Origin of the sequence: Methylocystis rosea SV97 (assembly GCF_000372845.1) — a bacterium.
Taxonomy (GTDB): domain Bacteria; phylum Pseudomonadota; class Alphaproteobacteria; order Rhizobiales; family Beijerinckiaceae; genus Methylocystis; species Methylocystis rosea.
The window spans coordinates 2107901-2127165 of record NZ_KB889963.1 but is presented as its reverse complement, the minus strand read 5'-3'; the positions used below and the strand labels follow the sequence as shown (position 1 = coordinate 2127165).

The window sequence follows — 19265 nt, the reverse complement described above, 5'->3', positions numbered from 1 at the left end:
CTAGTTCGCGCGGTTGCGCTGATCGGCGAGAATGCCGGGGATCTGCCGGCTGAAATCCTTGAGCATGCTCTGAACGGTCAGCACCACGCCTTCCGGCGTCATTTGCTGGGCGATATCGACGCCTGGCGCGAAGTTCTGGACGATCACCTTGGTCGCGCCGCCGATCTGACCCGCGACATTTTTCTGCTGCGCGGCGTTGAGGACGATCTCGCCGGCGTGCAGGAAAGCCGGGACCGCGCCGCCGTCGGCGAAGTGCGGCGCGCCGCGGAAGGCGGAGATCGGCGCGCTGAAGAGATGGCGCGGCGGCGCGCCGACCCGGCCGCCATCGGGGAAGCCGGGGAACGCGAACTTGAACGCGCCGTCGAAGAGGCCGCTCTTGCCGCCGCCGAGCAGGCCGCCGAGGACGTCGGCGCCCGAGCCGAAGAGAGAGCCGAGAAGCCCGCCGGCCGACGACTTGTCGCCGCTCTTGCCGAACAGCGAGTCCGTCAGGCTGCGCGCCGCGATATCGATGACCTTGCGCTCGATCTGGTCGAGAACGCTCTTGAAGGCGTCGCCGGCGCTCTTGCTGTTGCGCAGATCATTGGCGAGCGACGAGAAGGCTTCGCGCGCAATGTCGCCGACTTCGCGCAGCGAATCGCGCCAGGCCTCCGCGGCCCTGGTCGCTTCCTTTTGCGCGCGCTCGGCGGCGTCGAGCTGCGTCACGAGCTCGGCGACGCGGTCCTTTTGTTCCTGCGTCGCGCCGACGCCGATCCGCCGCTGCTCATTCTCGATTTTGATCTTGAATGCGATCTTGTCGTGTTCGGCGCCTTCCGCGGCGACTGACGCAAGTGCGATCTTGCTTTGAAGATCGCTCTCGATGTCCGAAAAATTTTCGGCCGAGCGCTCGGCGTCGGATTTGCCCTTGCGGCCGCCGGTCGTCGCAAAGAGCTTGCGCGTGTCGCCGACCGGCGCATTTACGAGCTGAGGGAGCAGTCGACGCTTATCGGCGTAGAACGTATCGCTGAACTGAAAGGCGTTCGCCGGTGCGGGCGCCGCGCGATTCTCGTCTTCCAGTCTGACGACAGGACGCGCGCCAAACATCCTGTCGACCTTGTCATATGCCGCGCCGATCTCCTTGAAGAGCGCGCTCCAGCTCGTCATCGCGTGCAAGGCGCGCTGGAGACGTTCCGACTTCTCGACGGCGTCGGCCATGGCGCCGACGACGCCATACCAGCCGAGCTTGATGTCGTCGGTGGGGCTCTTGATGTTCTTGAACGCGTTGAGAAGCTTGTTGTCAGCCTCTTGCGCCGCTTGCGCGATTCTCTTTTGCATGTCGTCCGCCGCGCCGGCCGCCTGATTGAGGCTATTGCCTGTCGAGCCGGACGCTTCCATGAGTGATCGCATCGAGACTTCGCCGCGCCTGATCGCGTCGACGAGCTTCGCCCCGCCTTCGTCCTGATAGAGCGCTCTGGCGAGCTGCTCGGCCTGCGCCGTCGGCAGGCTGCGGATCTTCTCGTTGAGGATGTCGATGAACTCGCCGGCGCTGCGCGCGCGATCGACGACGCTGAGAAAGCCCTTGTCGATCTTCTCCAGCTCGCCTTTGACGGCGCCCTCGTTGCGCCCGTAGGCCTGGAACTCCTTTGCGGCGTTACTGAATGCGCCGAGCGCTGCCTTTTCGTCGAGACCGGCGCCGGCGCCGACCGTCTTCGCGCCCTGCAGAATATCGGCAGGAAGCCCGGTCAGCCGCGACTGTTCTCCGAGCTTTGCGAGCTTTTCCTGTGCGGCCCCCGCCTCATAGCCGACCCCAGCGATCGCCGCCGCCAAGGCGGTCGCGGCTCCAATCGGCGAGAACAGCGCCCGCACGGCCGTCGCGCCGAAGGAGCGTAGCGCCGCGCCGGCGCCAGCGCCGCTCGAGGAGAAAATATCGGCGATTTGCGAACCTTGCTGCAGCAGGACAAGCGTCGGCGACGCGCCGCCGGCGAGCGAGACGCCGACGTCCTGGAACTGCCGGGAGAGATTGATCCACTCGTGACGCGCGAGGCCCGTCGCCTTCGCATTGTCTGTCATGACGCCGGCGAGTCGCCGGTGCCGCTCGACGGCGAGATCGACGACGCGCTGGGCGTCCGCTTGCGTGCGAACGCCAGCGGCGACGGCGTTGTTCGCCGACACATAGGCGCGCGCCACCTGCGTCGACGATCGCGCCGTTACGTCGAGGCTCTTTTCGAGCCGATCGAAGGATCGCGCCGCTTCCTTGGCCTCGCGCGAGAGCCCGGCGAAGGCGTCATTGCCCGCCTGGCCGATCTGGCGCAAAGCCTCGCGGATCTTCTCATCGCCCTCCGCTCCGAGGCGCAGCGTAACGGCCGCTTTAACCGCCATGGTCAGTCCGTCCTAAGTTTGGCGACGCCGGCAAGGCAGCCTTGCTCGGCGATGAGAAGAAGATCCATGAATGAGTCGCGATCGCAGTCCTGCGGGGCGAGGAGCCAAGCCAGCCCAAAGTCGAGGCCGACGATCTGCCCGGTGAATCCGCCGCGCTTCACTGCGCCCGGCGCGAGGCTGGCGCGCAGCGCCGCCGCCCCTTCGACGCTCTGCGGCGCGTGCTCGTGCTCCGGGCACATTCTGCCGTCGGCGGATGGCCGACCTCTGGCGCAGGGTGAGCCTAGTTCGCGGCAGGCTCTGCAGTAGGCCGCGCCCCCGCCGGCGCGCCATTCGGCGAGGGCGCTGATCCGTTTCCCTCCTGGTCCAGCGTCACAAGCCGCGCGGTCAAAACGCTCGAGATGAGCTCATAGAGCGCCGGATCCTTGAGGAGGCTAGCGACGTTTTCGCGCGTGAGCGGCAGCGGCACGCCGTTCTCGTCGCCGATCCCGTCCCAGTGCGAGACGCAGCGCATGAAGAGCTCGACGTTGAACACGAGCAGCGAGACGCCGGAGGACAGCGCTTCATCCGCTTCGAGCGCCTTCGCGTCGCCGATATCGAGACCAAAGTCGGCGAGCGCCTTGGCGCCCAATTTGACGGCCTTGAAGAACTCACGCGCGTTGCGATACGCGGCTTCGCGATCGACGCTCGTCGCCTCGCGATAGGTAAGCCAGGCGCCGGGCCCAAGCGGCAGGCGCTGATCGCTCTTGGGTTTGCCGATCCTGATCATCAATAGCTCGCTATTTGGTTCTTGAGAGTGGCGGTGAGCATCGGCGCGCCGGCGGTCTGGGCGCAGCGGAACGAGATCGTCTGCTCGATGCCGCCCGGCCCCTCGATCGCGACGCCCGCGCGCGCGAGGCGCGTCGCCGGCGCAAGGAACGTCAGGGAGTTGTTCGCGCTCTTGACGAAGTTGAACTCGAGCGACTGGTCGGTCTCGTTTACCGCAGCCGTGTCGAAGGCGGCCGAGGTGTAGCGCACCCGCAGTTCGCCGGTGAGGCTCGCCTGTTCGGCGAGGATCGACGCGCCGAACTTCGCCGACGCGTCGACATAGCGATCCTGCGACAGGCCGGTCTCGTACTGGAATTTCGCTGAGAGCAGCACGCCGACCGCGACGCCGCCGAACAGCACCGCGCCGCCCGTCGCCTTGACCGGATCATAGGCGCGGGCCGCCGTGGGCGTGCCGGCGCCGGATGATCCGAGCAGGTTCTCGCCCTGGCCGAGGAGATCCAACGTCGCGCGCTGGTAGCCATTGGCGTCGGCGACGTCGAAGGAGAAGCTCTTCGCCGCGCAGGAGACGTGCTGGCGGAAGTCGCCGGCGATCGGATTGAGCTCGATCGTGCGCGTCGGCAGCGTCAGCGCGCCGGACGTGAAGGCGTGTACGAAGTTCGTGGCGCCCGACGTCTGCGGCGCGCCGAGAAGGAGCTTCAGCCAGTCGCCTATCTGATTGAGGCAGACCGGCAGTTCGAGCGAACCGCCATGTTCGGACAACGCCGGCGCGGGCGGCGTCGCGTCGCGGAAATTGTTGTAGCCCGCGCCGATGATCGGATCGGCCTCGATCGGCTTCGTCTCGCGCAGCGACGATTTGTAATAGAAGCCGTACTGATAGTTCCCGCTCGCCGGCGTTCCATAGGCGCCGGATTCGTCCTTGAACGCCAGGCGCGCGACCTGGCCTAGCGCAATCGAAGCCGTGCTCATCTTCTCAAGCCTTTCCGGTCATGATCCCGGCGACGCCGAGATCCTGTTGCGTGGCGGGACGGCACTTGCCGGCAAGACTTTTGGCGATGTCCGGCGCATTCGGGACGATCGCGCCGCGCTGATAGTCGCCCGTCGCCTCGATGACCACGAGATGCGTCGGCTCCGGCGCGGATGGCTCCGACGCCGGGGAAGGTTTCTCGGCCATGTTCAGTAGCTCCTCGTGGAAACGTAAGTGAGCGCGACGCGGATCAGCGCCGTGCGCGCCGCGCGAGATCCGGCGCGCTCGACGCCAAGTTCGGGAGGCTCCGCATCGGCGCTGTCGACGACGCCGCCGAGCGTGTAGGAGGCGGCGATCGCGTCATAGATCGCCTGCAGGCCCGCATCGAAGGCCGCGTTCAACGCGTCGCCCTCAGGCCCGGCGACATAGAATTCGATCTCGGCCTTGCGCACGATTTCATGATGGGACGGCCCGTCCGGTCCGTAGCCGACCGGGACGTCTTGCACGATGTCACCATCGAGCAGCGCCAGAACCGCCGAGAATTGCGGCGTGCAGGCGTCGAGGCCTTCGAAGACGCCGTCGAAAACAGGACTTCGGCGCGCTTCCGGGAGAGCGCCGGAGGCCTTCAACGCCGCCAGGAGGGCGAGCATCGCGGCTTCCGTCTTCGAGCTCATGAACCGTTCGCCGCGCGCTGGTAGACCGCGCTGTATTTTGCGCCGGCGCGATCGGCGATCCCCGCAATGTCGAGACGCTTGCGCAACCGCACTTGTTTCTTGAGCACGAAGAAAGCGACGCCTTCGCCCTTGCCGTTCTTCGCGCCGCCGATCGTCGGCGTTCGCGCGCCGCCCCGGCGGTGAGCTCGCCGAGATCCGCGCGCCGCCTGCGCAACCGCTAGGAAGCCGCCATTCTTGAGCGGAATGAACCGGAACTTCCCGACGCGGGCCATGACTTCGCGGGGCGAGAGGCGCTTGCCGCCGCGCCCGCGCGGCACATTCTCGGTCGGAATCCAGAGATATTTCTTCCCCGCGAGCGGCTGAATCGTCGCGTCGTTTTCGAACGCCGTCATGATCGCCGGCGCTTTCGAGAAGGCGAAGAAGGCTGGCGTCAGCGTGTGACGCGCCTCTTCCGGATAGAGCCTGGCACGCCAGGTCGTCGGGAGCTTGCGCGAGTCGAACGCTTCGCGCGTCATGGCGCGGAGCGGCTCGACCAGGAGCTCGCGCCCCGCCTTTTCCGTCGCGACGCGCACCCGGCGCGCCAGGCCCACGCGCTCTTCCTCGAGCGCGCGCGACACCGCGTTTCTATCGACGTCGAGTTTCAGGAGAGACATGGCTGTGGATCGCACATGCAGGTCCACACGAGGCCGGAAGGATCCTCGTGCCGCGGCGCGCCGACGATCTTGAATTCCCGGTTGTCGGCGATGAAGGCTCCGCCCTTCGACGGCGCAGCGATCTCGGAAGCGCGAACCTCGACGATCATTCGCCCGGCGACGATCGGCACATTGCCGAGCGCAACGACCTCATCGGCGCTGTTGACGACGATGCGGCAATCGGTCGTGACGAGATCGGGCGAGACATAGCTCGCCGGCGTCCCGAATCTGGCGAAGACGCTCTGCAGCGTCCGCGCCGCCGATGCGTCGAAGGGCGAAGGCATAACGTGTTAAGCGACGATCCCGAGTCGCACGCGGCCGACGCTGGACGGATTCGCCGCCGCCTCCGTCGCGACGCCGATCAGCGTGTTGCCAGATGCGGTCGTCGTGCAGCGCTTATTGGTGTTGTCCCAATAGATCTTCGCGCCCTCGGTCCAGGCCTCCGCCGAGTTTTTTGCGAGCTCCCAGACGCCGCAAAGCTGAAATGCGCCGCGCTCGCCATTGCCTAGAGTCGTCTGTGCGACGCCGAAGATTGCGCCGATGAGCGCTCCCGCGCCAGACGCGACGGCATAGGGGGCCGCGAATTCCACTGCTTCGCCAGATTGAATGAAGCTGGTCGCCATGATGCATGCCTTCTATGTGAGGGAAAGCGCGCCGCCCGATCGCGCGCAAAAGGAGTTCGCGCGCACCGAGATTGGCGCGCGCGGTGCTTGCAGTTAGTTGCCGGCGTTCTTAACGGCGTTGCGCCAATCGATCCATTTGGCCGCGAAGTCGAGACGGCCTTTGATTTCGAGACCATCGATCTCGAAGCCGACACGCTGCTCGACATAGACGCCTTCCTGGCCGTCGAGATAGGCATATTCGAACGTGTCGAGCACGTTGTAATCGCCAAGGACGAACCACGGCTGCGCGCCCGCTGCCGGCTTCAGGCGGGCTTCCACGATCAGGGTCAAGCGATTGGCGAAGGTGTTGACGCCGGAGGTCGCCGTCGCCTGAACCGCGGTTAGGAGCTTCTGCGCTGCAACCTTCCTCTTCGGCGTCACGATCAGGTAGACCGGCAAGAGCCCATTGAAAGGCTGTCCTGCCGCGTCGAGCTGCTCCATCATGAGCTGCTCGGCTTCGGCGAGCGTCGTTTCGGTCACGTCGCCGGCGGTGCCGAGATTCGCGTGATTGGCATGGAACAGCGCCACGCCATCGCTCATATTGGCGTTGGCCGAGAAGGTTCCCCAGACCACCTGGTTCTCGAGTTCCGCCGCCGAACGCCCCATCATGCTCGGCAAGCGGTTGAAGGCGCCGAGATCGTCATTGATCAGCGCCTGGCGCGTGATCGGAACGATTTTGCCGTACGTCGCGAGCGCATATGTTTCGCCGGCGTCCGAGAACTTGCCGTATTTGAACTCAGCGCCCTCCACGACTTTTTCGAAGCTCGGCTGCGACGACAGCGCCACCACCGATTTCGACTTGAAGTCCGGCGAATTCGATTGACGGCCGAGCTGGCGCCAGGCCTGCGGAATCGCGCTATAGGCGTCGCGCAGACGTTTCGTCGCGACGTTTGCCATGAGGTTGGAAAAGTCGGACGTCGACATACCAGCACGGGACATGAGCCCAGTGTCGGGTAGACCGAGCGCCAGCGTCGCGCGCTCCATCTTCGAGAGGTGGCGCAATGAAACGCCCTGCGTCGCGCTCACATAATCAGAGAACATGCCAAGGACCGAGTCGCATCCGCGCCAATTGCGGGCGAGTTCGCGCGACTCGCGCCCTTCCGCAGTATTAACTGGGAAGGCCTCCGGATCAGCGCGGAGAATGAGCGCGCTTTCGACCGCGCGTCGGACGATATCGCCCTCGTCGCGTGTGACATGGGCCGAGGGCCCGGTGATCGCGGCCGTCGCCTCCTGCCGGCGCGCTGCGCGTTCGCCGAGTCGATCGAAAATGGAGTCTCGAGAGAGTCCCTCATCGATCCAGCCGTCGACGTCGCGGCGCGCTCCAGCGAGATCGGCGAGGCGCTGCAGGCCCCGAATGTCGGCTGCATTAATCGCCGGTGTGGCGCGAGCGGCCTCGGACCGTTCAGCCGGAGCCGTCGCCGGAGTCGAGGCGGGCGTCTCGGGCGCCGCGCGCGTTTCCGTCGGCGTCGGAGTAGCTGCGGGCGTGGGAGCGTTGCTGTTTTCGACGGCCGCCGCAGCGGCCGCCGGCTGGGCGGAACGAGTCATGTCGTCAATCTCCTGTTGCTGACGATCCGGAAGAGTTCCGCTTGTCGCGGCGGCCCGGACCGTCGCGGCGGGATCTGCGGGAACGGCGCAGAGAGTCACTTCGAGGAGCGACCAGTCGTCGGCGCGCCACGTCTGCTCGCCCGTTTCCTCTTCGCTGATAAGAACCCAGCGTTTGATCGAGTAGCCGATGGAGAATCCGCTTAGCTCCCCACGAACGACCATTCCCTCAGCCTTGCGGCCCGCCTCGGTCTCGGCGAAACGAACGCGGCCGACGAGTTGGCCATTCTCGATCCTGGCTTCCTCGACAACGCCAAGTATGGCGTCGATCGCGAAGGCGTTGTGCGAATCGAGAACCTTGCATTGGCCAGCCTGCACGCGCGAGAGATCCACTGCGGCCGGGTCCATATTGAGAGTTTCGACGTAACCCCAGCGACGCACGGGAGAGCCGGCGGCGAATACGGCCTCGACTGTCCGACTGGACTCGTCATAGCTGGACGCTAACGTCTCGAACCGCATCTCGCGTGCGAGATTGCCGCCCGGCTGAAAACCGGGCGGCGCGTTCAATGAACGCGTCATGGGCTTTCCTTTCAGTTTTAATTGTTCGCGGCGTCAGCGCCGCCGAGCGCGCCTTGCAGGATCTGCAGCGCTCCGGCGTGATTGATCCGACGCGGGTCCGTGTCGAGAACGACTTTCGAGGACGTCGAGTCGAGCGCGCCGAGAAAGCCGTCGATCTCGGCGACGACTTCCTCCCAGTTCACGCCGCGTTCGGCGAGCGCATCGGGTTGCGCCTGCAAACCGGCGCGTATCTCCATGACCTTCGCCATGATCTCCTTAAGCGGGTCGACCCAGGGCCGAACCGGCATGGCGAGCTCGCAACCAACTTCCGCAATGCGGTGGTCGCGCTTCAGAATTGCTTCGCGAAGCATGACGCGTCGCCAGGCGCGCCGCTCGCGTGGCGCGAAGACGAGCCACTGAACGACGTCGATCAGCACATTGCCTGAGACGATCGCCGCGCGCTGACTCGAATAGTTCGCTTGGCTGGGATCGCCTGTGACTGCGAAATATGGAACGCCGATCGAGGCAGAGAACGCGAAGAGCTGCGAGCGGATGAAATCGAGCGTATCGCCGCTCGTCGACGGCTGAAATGGCGTCACATCCTCGCCGGGGCCGGTGCGCAGTAATTTACCCGGCGAGAGGGTCTCTTCTATACGCCCTTTTGAGTCCGTCTTTTGCGGACCGAGGATGGGTGCCGCGCCTTGCGCCTCTGGCGTGCGGATGACGAGGCCGATGCAGGCTTCGATGCGCTTGCGCCAGATGATCGCCTCGTTGACATCGTCGAGACCGCGCAATGCCGTTATGGACGGCGCCAGCCAAGACGCGCCGCGTATCTGGCCTGGCCTTAGCACTTGGTAGATATGATCTACGTCTTGTGCATCGACCCAATTCGAGATCCCGCGCATCAGGCGGTTCGGCGTCACGCCGATGAGCTCGCCGGGATGGACGGGATAGAGCCAATAGCCGGTTCGCGCGCCGATTTTGTTGAATTCGACGCCCTGAATGACAATTTTGTCGTCTTTCGCAGCCATTCCGAATGTTTCTCGGCTGGAATCGAGAAAATCGGCCTCGCGAAGCATGATTTTGCCGTCGGAGTTGCCGTCTTCGTCCTTCGTCCAAACTCTCAGCACCTCGCCATCGCGGAACATCGTCCCCGCCGCGAGATTCTGCATGCCATAGTAATCCTGCTGCCCCTCGGGATCGCAGGTCTCGACGAATCGCTTCCAGGCGTCGTTTGCGATCTTTCGCAGGCTCTTGCGCGGGTCGACGGCCCTCGGCGTGATGCCCGTGCCGACGACGCGACCCGCGAACTGGGCGCGCGCCGAGGCAACGAGTTTGTTGTTGCGGTCGAGATCGCGCGCGCGATTGCGAAGACGATCGATCGCGCCATAGTTCTCGGAGTTTGCCGAGGCTCCGGTTGTAATCCAGCCCGATAGTCGACGATCATGCGAGGCGCCGTCGAACGCGCGGAGCAGCTGCTCCGCGACCGCGCGCGCATGCAATCGCCTGATGCCGAGCGTCGGCGCGATCGCAAGCAACGCGCGGTCGAAAAAGGACGGTTTGAAGGTCATTCAGTCTCGCGAAAAGCTCGCATAGGAGCCGCGATCGGCGCTCGCCGGCGCGGGGCCCGTCGTCGGCACACCCTGCTTTTGGCGCTTGAAATACTCGAGCGCCTTGATGATGTTGTCTTGCGACTGGTAGGTCGTGCGCCGTCCCGCGTATTCTACGGTTAGCTCGCCGGAGGCGAGCGCCGCCTCGAGCGCGGAAATCGCCGAGTCGATTTCGGAAGGCATCATAGCCAGGAGCCTCCCGAATAGGGCCATCCGCCGGACTGTTCCTGCGCCTCTCCTGGCGGAGACTCGCTCGGCGCTTCCGCATCGAGCTTCGCTGCGGCGGCGATCGGATCAGCGGCGCGGAGCAACGGCGCCAGCACCGATTCCGGCGCGCCGCGCTCATAGGCGAGATCGCGCCAGAAGCTCTCGGGGCGATTGCCTATGTCGAAAACCGGCGCGCCGAAGGCGAGGCTCATCGCGATGACGCGGCAATCGAGCCAGTGATTGTCCTCTTCACGCTGCTTCCAGATGCGGTTTCCGGCTTTGTCCTGTCCCACATACTCCGACGTGAGCTGCCGGAAATAGCCTTCCGGCAGGAAGGAGCCGAAATGGCAGAAGCCCGAGGGCGCGACAATCAATCCGTCCTCGCCGATCGACGTCTCGCGATTCAGATAGGCGTAGAAGCGCGACTTGAGATTATAGGAGCCGGCTTTCCACTGCTGGACGCCCTTGCGAATGCGCTTTCCGCGCCAGTCGAAGTCGACGAGCTGCGGAGCGGCGAGAGCCGGTCGGCCCCAGCCTTCCTCTGTGCGGATGGCGTAGGCGCCGTGGTGTCGACGAACCCAGTCATAAACAACAGGCGCGTTGTAGCGACAGTCGACGCCCGTCGCATCGATGCGCCGACGTCCGCCGAAGGCGTCGGCAAGCGGCGTTTCGTGCAACTCCGAAAGCCTCTTCCAGCACGAATCTTCCGGGTCCGACGTATCGGACGGCTTTTCGACCGTTCCTGCTGCAATGTAGGTCGCAAACAGCGTGAAGCTGCGGCGATCCGCGGTCCAGCCGGTGAGCTCGACGTAGAGTCCGCGCTTTTGCACGTCGACGCCCATGACGACGATCAGGGCGTCGACGGGAATGACACGCTCCGCGTATGGCTCGCGGCGCTTATAGAGCGCCTGCCAGTCCGGGGCGTCGGACTTTTCCTCATAGGCGAGGCCGAGCCAGTGATTGTAGAAGCTCTTGAGCTTCTGCGGATCGTCGCCGGCGCTGACAAAAGTTTCGGCGATCTTGTCCCAGGTCGTGAAGTTCGACGCGATCGCATCGATATGCCACGAGGGATGCCGTCCCGGTTCCGGCTTTTCGGCAATGAAACCGTAATCGGGCAGTTCGAGCGCCGCCGCGACCATCCCTTGCTTTTGCCAATGCTCGATGCGCACGCCGCATGCTTGGCAGACGTAGTGCGCGTCATAGGGGGCGCCACGGTTGAACCGCAATCCAACGCTGCCTGTCTCGTCGGCGTAGCCGCCGAACACGAGTCGAATGCGCTCCTTGCAGTGCGGACACGGCAGATGCTGATAGCGCTGGTCGCCTGCCTCAAATTCTGCGTCGACGAGCGACGAGCCCTTCAGCGTAGGTGTGCCACCCTGCAGTTTGCGATAGTCGCGTGTCGTGTGAAATGCGATCTGGCGAGCGTCGATCATCGCCATCGGCGAGCCTTGGCCCTCAAGATCCTTTGGATACTGATCGATCTCGTCGCAATTCGCGTATTTGATCGTGCGAAACTGCAATTCGGAGGCGGAATTGGCCCCGACGATGGCGATGGAGCCGCCGGGAAACGCTTTGTAAAGCGAATTGGAGCCGACGGCCCCTCGACTGGACACGTCGCGGATGCGCGCTTTGAGAGCGGCAGTCGCATCGATAACGGGCTGCAATTTTTCGCGATTGTAGCCGAGCGCGAGCGAAGTCGTCGGCATCACATGCAGCGTGCGCGCGGGATTTTCCGCCGCAATCCATCCTTCGACGGCCGTCAGGCCCTGCGTGAATCCAGTCTGCGCCGATTTGCGTACAGTGCCCTTGACGTGAGGGCCGCAATAGACCGTGTCGATGATCGCGCAGATGTATGGCGCCTGCGCAGGGTCCCAGAGTTCGCCAGCGCGCGGCCCCTCGGCGAGGACGAGATTTTTCGCAGCCCATTGCGACGGCGTTAGCGACGATGGCGGCGTGATAGCGGCGGCGATCGCGCCGGCGACGATCGCCAGCGCGGAAGCGAATTTCGGTTGCATAGGTGATTAGTCCGTCTTTTCCGTGGTGGCGGCGAGCGCGTTCATCGAAGCGCGGATGTCGGCGAGCTGCTGGTTGGCGTATTGCTCGAGTTCGATGCGCAATGCTTCTTCGCCGCCGCCGATCGCCGCCGCGTAGAATTTCCCGCTGTTCGCCGTCAGTCGCTTGACGTGCTGTTGGATCGCCGTCCCGACTTCCGTCAGTGCGCCGGCAAGCTCCCGTGCCGGCACCAGCTCTCCACTCTTCTGCGCGAGCTGTATTTCGGCGAGCGCGGCCCTCGCATGCTTTTCACGAGTGGATGCGTCGTCATACGCCGAAGGTTTCGGCGGCTCCTTCGCCGGGTCATCGACCGTTGGCGGCGCTGGAGGCTCCTCGATGAGATCGCGGAGCCCATCATCGTTCGCCGAAACGCGGCGTTGATGGCGATTGCGGAGATCCTGCGCCGGATCATGCGATGCGGCGGAAAGCGCGTCGAACGATGGTCGATGAACCAGGACAGTCTTGCCCTGTTGCTGCGTCGACAGTTGACCGCGCTTCGCGAGCGCCCGGACACGCTTCGAGATTGCCTGATGACTTACGCCACGCTCGCGGGCGAGCTCTGTGACCGAAACCCAGTCCGCGTCGTCCTTTCTCGCCGCCGCTTCGCTCGCCATTCAGGTTCGCAACCTCTTGCCCTGATACGCAACCAACATCGCAACCCGGCGCTATCGCAACCAGCGATCCGCAACCCTGATGAAACTAGTAATTACGTTCCCACCCCCGGACCCCCGCCCCATCCGTATAGGGGCTACCAAGGAAGGACCCGCGACGCCGCCTGTCTCGCACCGGGCTTTACCTTCATCGTATCGATACGCGCTGTGTCATTTCGCCTTGAGCAAAGGAACGCTGCGCATCTCGTCGTCCCAACTTGGGCTTGTAGGAAAGATCGGATGAGTGCAGACTTGAGGGTGCATAACATTAGAAAGGCCCGCCCGAAGCTTTCAAGCTTCTTACCCGGTTTTGAAAGAGCATGGTTGCTTTTCACAAAAAAAAGCCCTCGGCGGCAGCGCGTCGGTTGCGATTTCGCTCGATCGATCATCGGAAGGACAGCAACCCGATTGACTTTTTAAAGCTGATTAGAGACCAAATGATTTTCGTAGCCACTTTTTTTGCTGTTTTTGGCCTAATAACTACCGACGCATATTATTCTCAGTTTGGGATCAAATATCAATTTCTTGGTCTGGATTATTCTCACATAATATACAGAGGATTTACACTGCTGTACGCGGATAAGCTATTTCTTGTAATCTTCTCATCGATTATAACTGCTGTTTTTGTTCATAGAATTTCATTCAGTATACAAGCGACTCAACTCGTTATAGGGGGGGAGGCCCTGTCTTATGGCCTCTTGATTGCCGCATTGGTAGGAGGAAGCTATTTCGCATTTGCCGTTGGTGCAAGATCGGCTGTCGATGACATGTATGTCAGTACCACAACACTACAGGCCCTTACACACTTTTACAGCAACAGCAAGGATAAATCAGATCTAGTTAACAAATTAATAGGCACTTGGCCTCCCCGTACAAAGGAATCGCTGCTCCTCCTTCTTCATAGCTCGTCGAATGAAATCGTAGTATTCAAGACTCCTACGATGTCTGCGCAGAATCCAAGCATTGATATACATCACATAAGGCTATCAGATCATGATCAATTTTCTCACACGTCGCCATAATGGCTTCGCACTGTTTATATCTTGCCTTGTTTTCATGCGTTCCGCTGACTTAAGCATGGCTGATAATCTAATATTCCATACTTATCCATTGGAGCAATATTCCGGGGTTGTAGTTTCAGCAGATAAGGACGGGATATTGTTTGATCTTGAGTGTAGCGGCAAGCAAGTTAAGGTTCGCTGGTCCGATGAGAGAACGCCAGAGATTGCTTTCAACGATAAATGCAAAAAAAAATTGAACATTGTAATCCGCGGAGATGGTAATTTGCGAGTTTCAAAGCAAACACTGACTAAAATACAAACTCGATGCAAGAACGTAGGAAAGTTTGAAATAATAACACGAATAGGTGATTTTTACGTGGACGAATTCAGCTACACTCCCGGCAAACTGACTGCAAAAATAAGCCAGCAAAAAAATTTATCTTTGGAGGGAGACAGCTACATGTACCTCCGAAAAATAGAGGAATGTTAAGTAACGAGAAAGTGTGGTCCATTGGAAGAAGGCGACCGGCTCCGCCGGCTACAGCACCGAGAGTTCGCAAAAATGAAACGCCCGGCCGCTTTTCTGCTCCGGGCGTGATTATCTCAGTATCAATTTCCGACTATGCCCTGGATTTCGTTTTTGTCAATACGACCGAGCTCAACAGCGAGCCCAAGTAGCCCGCGCTCTATCGCGCCGATCGGCGATCCCGCCGCCGGGTCAATGCCGTCAACGGCCATGGATCGGACGTATTCGAGCACTGCGAGTCCATATCCAGCAGGTGCTGCGGTCGCTATGGCGATTTCCAATGCGTCGAGTCTTCGTCCCCACTCTTGCGCGGTCGCGAGCGTCACGCCGGTTCCGGAGCCGGAGAGTCGGTCGGGCATTGGAGCGCCGAAAAACGCGAGCCACTGGCGCTTGAGATTCGCGTATTGCTCGCCAGCGTCATAGAGCTCGCGACGCAGCCCTCGCGCCTTCACGAAGCGCCCTAACGCTGATGCGCAGAGCTGATCCTCATCGCCGCGCCGGTGCGGCTGAGCGAGCACCACCGACATTTCATGGCGTCGCTGCTCGGCCTCTGCCGCCTCGATCTGAGCGACCGTAGTAGGACGCTGAATTCGCCCGTTCCGCTCGCGTGCGCCGGCTTTCCTCGCTCTTCCAGCCCGAGCCATTATGCCGCCTCCTTCAGCGCTTTCGTCCAGTCCAGCGGTTTGTCGCTGCGCCGGCGAACAACGACGGGGATGCGCGAGCGGATCACGCGGCGCTCGACGCGCCAGAGGCGCTCCGGATAGAGGTTCGCGAGCGTCATGCCGCGGCCTCGTCGTCGACCGGATAGGGCACGCGCCGCAGTCCGAACTCGGCGAGGATTCCCGTCGGCACGCGGCAACCGGGATCGTCCGGCGAAAAGCCGAACGCAATCGTGTTCCAGGTATTTTTTCGCTTGTCGTCGAGCCAAGCCGCGAGGTGTTTTCGGATTTCGCTCTCGCGGCGTTTCGATCCGCCGAGATCGACGAGCGGATCGCTCGGATCATCCGGCGGCTCCGATCGCCTCGGCTGCGGAGCTTTGACCGAAGCCGCCTCGGCGATGGCCTTGTCGAACCATTTCAGGCCCTTGTCGCGAGCGCCCGGCATCTTCGAGCGAACGACCGAGAGGCAGAGTTCGGGCGGATAGCCTTGCGCCAGCCACACGGCGGCGTGGCCAGTTTCCGGCGGAATTGCAGCGCCGTACGCCGCGTAAACGTCGACGATCGCCTTGCGCAAATCGAGCTCGGCTGAGCTCGCGCGCGCGCGGGCCGTAAGCTGACTCGCTGGAAGGTTATCCGAATCTATTCTCCCTTCCTTCTCCCTTCCTTCTCCCTTGGAGCTTGTTACAGTTTCTGTAACAGAACTTGTCACTGGCGATGTTGCATCCTCTGTGGTTGCGTTTTTGTGTTTTGACGACAGACGCGCGTTGCGTGCTGCGGCGGTTCTGTCACGTTGCTTCTTCTTCGCCTCCCATGCTTCGTTCGCCTTCTCTGCGACAGTCGGGTGATAGAGCCTTCCGTCGCTGCATTTCACCCAGTGACGTAACGCCCCTCGCTTGACCTTCAGCCACTCCTTCACGATTCGCCCGTAGCCGGCGAGCGCCGAGAGAACCGCGTCATCGTCAGGCAGGCTTGCGGCAGGTATCTGATGCCAGGACGCGCACCAAAGAAGCACGGCGGCGCGGAACTCCTCGCCCGTCGCGCTCGCTGAGAGGTCGCAGTCGCGCAGCCGCACGACGTCGAGCGGCATGTAAGGGAAGTCACGGAGATCGACTTCCGGCGCGACGAGAGGTTCGGGCGCCGCATTCACCATTGCTTTGCTCCGTTATCGATGAAGCTGCGCGCGACGTCGCAGTAGAGATTGATCGCCTTCGTCGGGCCGAGCCGGTTCTTGAGAAGGATCGCTTCGAGATCGTTGGCGCGGGCCGCGGCGATCTCGACAGCCTCCGGATCCGTGCCGTCGATCACCTTGGGATTGCGCTGGTCGTAATAGGCGGGGCGATAGAGCCCGATGACGACGTCGGCGTCCTGCTCGATGGTGCCTGAGTCGCGAAGATCCGAAAGCTGCGGTCGCTTGTCGTCGCGCTTGTCGACCTCGCGCGAGAGCTGAGACAGAAGAACCACGGCGACCTCGAGGCGCTTCGACATAGCTTTGAGGCTGGCGGTCGCCTCGCCGATCTCGTCCACTCGGCGCCCGCGGTAGCGCTCGCCAAACTTCATGATCTGCAGATAGTCGACGAAGACGACGTCGAGCGTCTTGCCTTGGCGCTCGAGCCGCTGCTTCGTGCGCTTGGCGCGCGCCTCGATCTGCTCGGCGGCGAGCTGCGGCGTCGCGTCAACGGTGAGCGCGAAGCGCGAGAAGCTCCGCTCGATGTTGCGCAGGCGCTCGATGTCCTCGGACTCAATCTTGCCGGAGAGGATGTCGCTGTAATCGAGCGGCGAGACGCCCGCGGCCATGGCGTTCGCCGCCATGCGGGCGGAAAGCTCCCGGCGATCGATCTCGAGCGAATAGATGTCGACGCCGAACTGCGGGCGGCCCTCGCGTGGCCGTGCGACGCGCCTCGCCGAGGCGCACATAAAGACCGTCTTGCCGCAGCCGGGGCGCCCGGCGATTACATAGAGGCGTCCGGGGCGATACCCGCCGGCAATCGCTCTGTCGATGTCGACGAAGCCCGTCGAGGGAATCGGGCGGGCGTCTCCCGCGGCATGCGCCTCGGCGTCGGAGATGACGTCGGCGAGTCCGCCGGCGAGCGTCGAGCGATCGAGCTCGTCTCTCGTCGCAGCGGCGTTGCGCAGGCCGATGACGCCGGCGTCGAGATCGTCGAGCGTTTCGCGCAGCCGGCCGACGCCGGGCGCGCGCGCCGCGGCCGCCGTCGCCTCTGCCAGGCCGATGAGCTCGCGACGCGCCCAGGCGTCGACGATCATCTCGGCGTAGTCGCGCGCGTTGATGACGTTCGGGGCTTCCACTGCGAGCCGTGCAAGATAGGCGCGCAGCGGCGGCGCATTGGCCGGCAATTCGAGTCTTGAAAGCTCCGCCCCGATGGCGATGAGCGTCGGCGCGCGTCCTGATCCGGCGATGTCGAGCGCGGCCTGATAGATCGCCTTGTGCAGCGGCTCGCTGAAGTGCCGGCCTTCGAAAAAGCCCTGCACATAGGTGAGCGCATCCGGATTGAGCAGGATGGCGCCGAGCAGCGCCTGCTCCGCTTCGATCAAACAGGGAAGCGCGTCGTTAGGCGCGAGGGCATGGGCTGTCATGCGGCGCGCGCCTGCGCGCTCTTCTTTTCAGCGTCAGGCTTGCGGAGCCAGCCGAACTGCGCCGTCGTCGCAGGCGGCGCGGTTAGATCCCAGACCAGCCAAACCCAATCGTCGGTCCCCTGCCCCGCCTTTCCGCCGGACAATAGATATTCGCCCGGCGGGCATGACACGCGCGGCGTGATGACCCAGATCCGATGCGGGCAATGGTCGGCGAATAGCCCATTCGCTCGCTGCGCGCCGGCAAGGAACTTGATCGAGGCGAAGACCGCGACCTTGCCTTCAGCGATCTGCAGCGCCTTGCGGATGAAGGCCTCGGTCCCCTTGCCGCGAAAGAACGGCGGGTTGGTGACGATGTTGGCAGCGTGCCAGGAATCGAGAGGAAGATGCGCCGGATTGATCGCATGAGTGAAGTCGAAGACGCCGGCGAAGAAGCGCCGCAAATCGTCTCCCATGCGCTCGCGCAGGTCTGAGCCCGAGACTTGAAGTCCGGCCTCGTGGGCGGCGCGCACAATGTTCCCGCTGCCGCAGGCTGGATCCCAAACCGGGCCGACGAATTTCTCGACGGCAAAAAGCGCTTCGCTCGCGCGCCGCTCCTCGACATAGAAGTCGAGCGCGTCGCGCTTGAAGACATGCGCACGCTTTTCGCGCTTTTCGAGGGGTGCGCTCATCATTGCGTTCCCCTCGCTACGAGCCACGCCAGCGCCCGGTCTTTGACCGCGCCGCCGGGGCAGACATTCAAGAGCGCCTCGACGATCTCAGTGATGTCCGTTCCGTTCGACTCCCGCCGCGCGGCAGCGCGCTCGATGCGCGCGCGAATGGCGCCGATGTGGCGTTCGAACACTTCCTGCTCGCCGCGCGTCAGCCGCACGCGGCCGTGCGCGAGCCCTATGGCCGTCTGCAAGGCGCTGAGTTGCGAGGCGTCGGAAATCGTCTGCGACGCGCGAGCGATCGTTTGCGACGCGCGAGCAATCATTGGCGCGCCTCCGGATGCGCCGCGCCGGGGATCTCGTCGAACATCACGAGCTTCGAAGGCCGCACGCGCGCATAGGTCGCCGCTGCGTAATCCCATATCGCGCAGGCGTCGGCGCGATTGTCGTCGATGCAATCGCGGGGGATATAGCCGAGCGCGCGGGCGCGGTTCAGCACCGCCGCCTTTGTCGCCTTGCGCTCGCCCTTGTTGGCGGCGCCGATGAAATGCTTCCGCACCGTCGAGGCCGCCGGCTTCTCGTGCCGGATGTCCCGCGCCATCGCCTCCGCCACCGCGACGCCGAAGCACATGAGCTGCAGGATCACGGCGTCCGCGCTCTTCTGCGCGACGGGGTTGAGATAGTGCTCGATGCAGATGAGGTCCGGCCGCTCGAGCATCAGCCTGTCCCGCAGAAAGCAGCGCATGTTGAACGCCGCGACGTCCGCTGGCTCGCCCGGGCGCTTCAGGCGCACGGAGCCGGACGCCGGGATTTCCCCCGCGCGCCCGAGCGCGAATCCGCAGTAGGTCGCGATATCAAGCGCGAGTATCAGCATCGCCCCTCGGTCTCGGAACGAAATCCTGGATCATGCCGACGATGGAGCTGTTGAGAGAGAGGCGAACCGATCCGGATTCAGGGCCGCTCCCGATGCGTTTGCTGCCGATGACCGTCTTGCCGGAGTCGAGAAGCTCGACCAGCTCGTCAACCGACGCAGCTTCCATCGTGTCGAAGACAAATTGGAAATGCTTGTCGTTGTTCTTCATGTTGGTCGTGACGTAAAATTTCGCCAT

The 19265-nt window shown here is 63.2% G+C and carries 23 protein-coding genes; 1 reads left to right on the top strand and 22 read right to left on the bottom strand.

Features of this window, described 5'->3' with window-relative positions:
- The 14 genes from A3OO_RS0111150 to A3OO_RS0111080 form a co-directional block, all read right to left on the bottom strand.
- Positions 1 to 2355, bottom strand: coding sequence for a phage tail length tape measure family protein (locus A3OO_RS0111150; protein WP_020561383.1), 2355 nt, complete (start codon positions 2353 to 2355; stop codon positions 1 to 3).
- A gap of 2 nt (positions 2356 to 2357) precedes the next feature.
- Positions 2358 to 2594, bottom strand: coding sequence for a hypothetical protein (locus tag A3OO_RS0111145; protein WP_018407930.1), 237 nt, complete (start codon positions 2592 to 2594; stop codon positions 2358 to 2360).
- A gap of 41 nt (positions 2595 to 2635) precedes the next feature.
- A complete protein-coding gene (locus A3OO_RS22605) occupies positions 2636 to 3121 on the bottom strand; it encodes a hypothetical protein (protein ID WP_018407929.1) in 486 nt (161 codons plus the stop codon).
- Positions 3121 to 4086 carry a phage tail tube protein gene (locus A3OO_RS0111135; protein WP_018407928.1) on the bottom strand — a complete coding sequence of 322 codons (966 nt, stop codon included), beginning with the start codon at positions 4084 to 4086 and terminating at the stop codon, positions 3121 to 3123. Before A3OO_RS0111135 ends, A3OO_RS22605 begins: the two co-directional genes overlap by 1 nt.
- Positions 4087 to 4090: 4 nt before the next feature.
- Positions 4091 to 4291: a hypothetical protein gene (locus tag A3OO_RS0111130; protein ID WP_018407927.1), complete on the bottom strand. Its 201-nt coding sequence runs from the start codon at positions 4289 to 4291 to the stop codon at positions 4091 to 4093.
- Between the two features lie 2 nt (positions 4292 to 4293).
- Positions 4294 to 4758, bottom strand: coding sequence for a hypothetical protein (locus A3OO_RS21535; RefSeq protein WP_018407926.1), 465 nt, complete (start codon positions 4756 to 4758; stop codon positions 4294 to 4296).
- The gene (locus tag A3OO_RS0111120) at positions 4755 to 5411 is read right to left on the bottom strand and encodes a DUF6441 family protein (RefSeq protein ID WP_018407925.1); all 657 of its coding nucleotides are present in this window, start codon (positions 5409 to 5411) and stop codon (positions 4755 to 4757) included. The genes A3OO_RS21535 and A3OO_RS0111120 overlap by 4 nt, the downstream gene beginning before the upstream one ends.
- A complete protein-coding gene (locus tag A3OO_RS0111115; protein ID WP_018407924.1) occupies positions 5399 to 5734 on the bottom strand; it encodes a head-tail joining protein in 336 nt (111 codons plus the stop codon). Before A3OO_RS0111115 ends, A3OO_RS0111120 begins: the two co-directional genes overlap by 13 nt.
- A gap of 6 nt (positions 5735 to 5740) precedes the next feature.
- On the bottom strand, positions 5741 to 6073 hold the full coding sequence (locus tag A3OO_RS0111110) for a DUF2190 family protein (RefSeq protein ID WP_018407923.1): 333 nt from the start codon (positions 6071 to 6073) through the stop codon (positions 5741 to 5743).
- A gap of 93 nt (positions 6074 to 6166) precedes the next feature.
- A complete protein-coding gene (locus A3OO_RS21530) occupies positions 6167 to 8233 on the bottom strand; it encodes a prohead protease/major capsid protein fusion protein (RefSeq protein WP_018407921.1) in 2067 nt (688 codons plus the stop codon).
- A gap of 17 nt (positions 8234 to 8250) precedes the next feature.
- Entirely contained in the window at positions 8251 to 9783 is a 1533-nt protein-coding gene (locus A3OO_RS0111095) for a phage portal protein (RefSeq protein ID WP_018407920.1), read from the bottom strand.
- Positions 9784 to 10008: a phage head-tail joining protein gene (locus A3OO_RS21525; protein WP_018407919.1), complete on the bottom strand. Its 225-nt coding sequence runs from the start codon at positions 10006 to 10008 to the stop codon at positions 9784 to 9786. It abuts the gene before it with no gap.
- Positions 10005 to 12044, bottom strand: coding sequence for a terminase gpA endonuclease subunit (locus A3OO_RS21520; RefSeq protein WP_018407918.1), 2040 nt, complete (start codon positions 12042 to 12044; stop codon positions 10005 to 10007). Before A3OO_RS21520 ends, A3OO_RS21525 begins: the two co-directional genes overlap by 4 nt.
- A gap of 6 nt (positions 12045 to 12050) precedes the next feature.
- Positions 12051 to 12695, bottom strand: a complete 645-nt coding sequence (locus tag A3OO_RS0111080; protein WP_018407917.1) for a MarR family transcriptional regulator — start codon at positions 12693 to 12695, stop codon at positions 12051 to 12053.
- Between the two features lie 1029 nt (positions 12696 to 13724).
- Here A3OO_RS0111080 and A3OO_RS23580 point away from each other — a divergent pair.
- The gene (locus A3OO_RS23580) at positions 13725 to 14222 is read left to right on the top strand and encodes a hypothetical protein (RefSeq protein ID WP_156824800.1); all 498 of its coding nucleotides are present in this window, start codon (positions 13725 to 13727) and stop codon (positions 14220 to 14222) included.
- 119 nt (positions 14223 to 14341) lie between these two features.
- On the opposite strand, the gene A3OO_RS23575 is transcribed toward A3OO_RS23580, so the two are convergent.
- The 8 genes from A3OO_RS23575 to A3OO_RS0111040 form a co-directional block, all read right to left on the bottom strand.
- Positions 14342 to 14617 carry a hypothetical protein gene (locus A3OO_RS23575; RefSeq protein ID WP_156824799.1) on the bottom strand — a complete coding sequence of 92 codons (276 nt, stop codon included), beginning with the start codon at positions 14615 to 14617 and terminating at the stop codon, positions 14342 to 14344.
- 284 nt (positions 14618 to 14901) lie between these two features.
- Positions 14902 to 15039, bottom strand: coding sequence for a hypothetical protein (locus A3OO_RS23570; RefSeq protein WP_018407914.1), 138 nt, complete (start codon positions 15037 to 15039; stop codon positions 14902 to 14904).
- A complete protein-coding gene (locus tag A3OO_RS22600; RefSeq protein WP_018407913.1) occupies positions 15036 to 16067 on the bottom strand; it encodes a DUF1376 domain-containing protein in 1032 nt (343 codons plus the stop codon). Before A3OO_RS22600 ends, A3OO_RS23570 begins: the two co-directional genes overlap by 4 nt.
- Entirely contained in the window at positions 16061 to 17509 is a 1449-nt protein-coding gene (locus tag A3OO_RS0111060; RefSeq protein WP_018407912.1) for a replicative DNA helicase, read from the bottom strand. Before A3OO_RS0111060 ends, A3OO_RS22600 begins: the two co-directional genes overlap by 7 nt.
- On the bottom strand, positions 17506 to 18180 hold the full coding sequence (locus A3OO_RS0111055; RefSeq protein WP_018407911.1) for a TRM11 family methyltransferase: 675 nt from the start codon (positions 18178 to 18180) through the stop codon (positions 17506 to 17508). The genes A3OO_RS0111060 and A3OO_RS0111055 overlap by 4 nt, the downstream gene beginning before the upstream one ends.
- Entirely contained in the window at positions 18177 to 18482 is a 306-nt protein-coding gene (locus tag A3OO_RS0111050; protein ID WP_018407910.1) for a hypothetical protein, read from the bottom strand. The genes A3OO_RS0111055 and A3OO_RS0111050 overlap by 4 nt, the downstream gene beginning before the upstream one ends.
- Positions 18479 to 19030 (bottom strand): hypothetical protein, encoded by a 552-nt coding sequence (locus tag A3OO_RS0111045; RefSeq protein WP_018407909.1) that lies wholly within the window; start codon positions 19028 to 19030, stop codon positions 18479 to 18481. Before A3OO_RS0111045 ends, A3OO_RS0111050 begins: the two co-directional genes overlap by 4 nt.
- Positions 19011 to 19265 carry a hypothetical protein gene (locus A3OO_RS0111040; RefSeq protein WP_018407908.1) on the bottom strand — a complete coding sequence of 85 codons (255 nt, stop codon included), beginning with the start codon at positions 19263 to 19265 and terminating at the stop codon, positions 19011 to 19013. Before A3OO_RS0111040 ends, A3OO_RS0111045 begins: the two co-directional genes overlap by 20 nt.

Excerpts from the sequence above, each read along its gene's own strand:
- A3OO_RS0111055 (WP_018407911.1), bottom strand. The coding sequence starts at position 18,180 with ATGATGAGCGCACCCCTCGAAAAGCGCGAAAAGCGTGCGCATGTCTTC.
- A3OO_RS0111135 (WP_018407928.1), bottom strand. The coding sequence starts at position 4,086 with ATGAGCACGGCTTCGATTGCGCTAGGCCAGGTCGCGCGCCTGGCGTTC.
- A3OO_RS0111060 (WP_018407912.1), bottom strand. The coding sequence starts at position 17,509 with ATGACAGCCCATGCCCTCGCGCCTAACGACGCGCTTCCCTGTTTGATC.
- A3OO_RS0111095 (WP_018407920.1), bottom strand. The coding sequence starts at position 9,783 with ATGACCTTCAAACCGTCCTTTTTCGACCGCGCGTTGCTTGCGATCGCG.
- A3OO_RS0111045 (WP_018407909.1), bottom strand. The coding sequence starts at position 19,030 with ATGCTGATACTCGCGCTTGATATCGCGACCTACTGCGGATTCGCGCTC.
- A3OO_RS23570 (WP_018407914.1), bottom strand. The coding sequence starts at position 15,039 with ATGACGCTCGCGAACCTCTATCCGGAGCGCCTCTGGCGCGTCGAGCGC.
- A3OO_RS0111145 (WP_018407930.1), bottom strand. The coding sequence starts at position 2,594 with ATGTGCCCGGAGCACGAGCACGCGCCGCAGAGCGTCGAAGGGGCGGCG.
- A3OO_RS21530 (WP_018407921.1), bottom strand. The coding sequence starts at position 8,233 with ATGACGCGTTCATTGAACGCGCCGCCCGGTTTTCAGCCGGGCGGCAAT.
- A3OO_RS0111050 (WP_018407910.1), bottom strand. The coding sequence starts at position 18,482 with ATGATTGCTCGCGCGTCGCAAACGATCGCTCGCGCGTCGCAGACGATT.
- A3OO_RS0111120 (WP_018407925.1), bottom strand. The coding sequence starts at position 5,411 with ATGTCTCTCCTGAAACTCGACGTCGATAGAAACGCGGTGTCGCGCGCG.
- A3OO_RS0111150 (WP_020561383.1), bottom strand. The coding sequence starts at position 2,355 with ATGGCGGTTAAAGCGGCCGTTACGCTGCGCCTCGGAGCGGAGGGCGAT.
- A3OO_RS21535 (WP_018407926.1), bottom strand. The coding sequence starts at position 4,758 with ATGAGCTCGAAGACGGAAGCCGCGATGCTCGCCCTCCTGGCGGCGTTG.
- A3OO_RS0111130 (WP_018407927.1), bottom strand. The coding sequence starts at position 4,291 with ATGGCCGAGAAACCTTCCCCGGCGTCGGAGCCATCCGCGCCGGAGCCG.
- A3OO_RS23580 (WP_156824800.1), top strand. The coding sequence starts at position 13,725 with ATGATCAATTTTCTCACACGTCGCCATAATGGCTTCGCACTGTTTATA.
- A3OO_RS0111040 (WP_018407908.1), bottom strand. The coding sequence starts at position 19,265 with ATGGCGAAATTTTACGTCACGACCAACATGAAGAACAACGACAAGCAT.
- A3OO_RS22605 (WP_018407929.1), bottom strand. The coding sequence starts at position 3,121 with ATGATCAGGATCGGCAAACCCAAGAGCGATCAGCGCCTGCCGCTTGGG.
- A3OO_RS23575 (WP_156824799.1), bottom strand. The coding sequence starts at position 14,617 with ATGCCCGACCGACTCTCCGGCTCCGGAACCGGCGTGACGCTCGCGACC.
- A3OO_RS0111080 (WP_018407917.1), bottom strand. The coding sequence starts at position 12,695 with ATGGCGAGCGAAGCGGCGGCGAGAAAGGACGACGCGGACTGGGTTTCG.
- A3OO_RS21525 (WP_018407919.1), bottom strand. The coding sequence starts at position 10,008 with ATGATGCCTTCCGAAATCGACTCGGCGATTTCCGCGCTCGAGGCGGCG.
- A3OO_RS0111115 (WP_018407924.1), bottom strand. The coding sequence starts at position 5,734 with ATGCCTTCGCCCTTCGACGCATCGGCGGCGCGGACGCTGCAGAGCGTC.
- A3OO_RS0111110 (WP_018407923.1), bottom strand. The coding sequence starts at position 6,073 with ATGGCGACCAGCTTCATTCAATCTGGCGAAGCAGTGGAATTCGCGGCC.
- A3OO_RS22600 (WP_018407913.1), bottom strand. The coding sequence starts at position 16,067 with ATGGTGAATGCGGCGCCCGAACCTCTCGTCGCGCCGGAAGTCGATCTC.
- A3OO_RS21520 (WP_018407918.1), bottom strand. The coding sequence starts at position 12,044 with ATGCAACCGAAATTCGCTTCCGCGCTGGCGATCGTCGCCGGCGCGATC.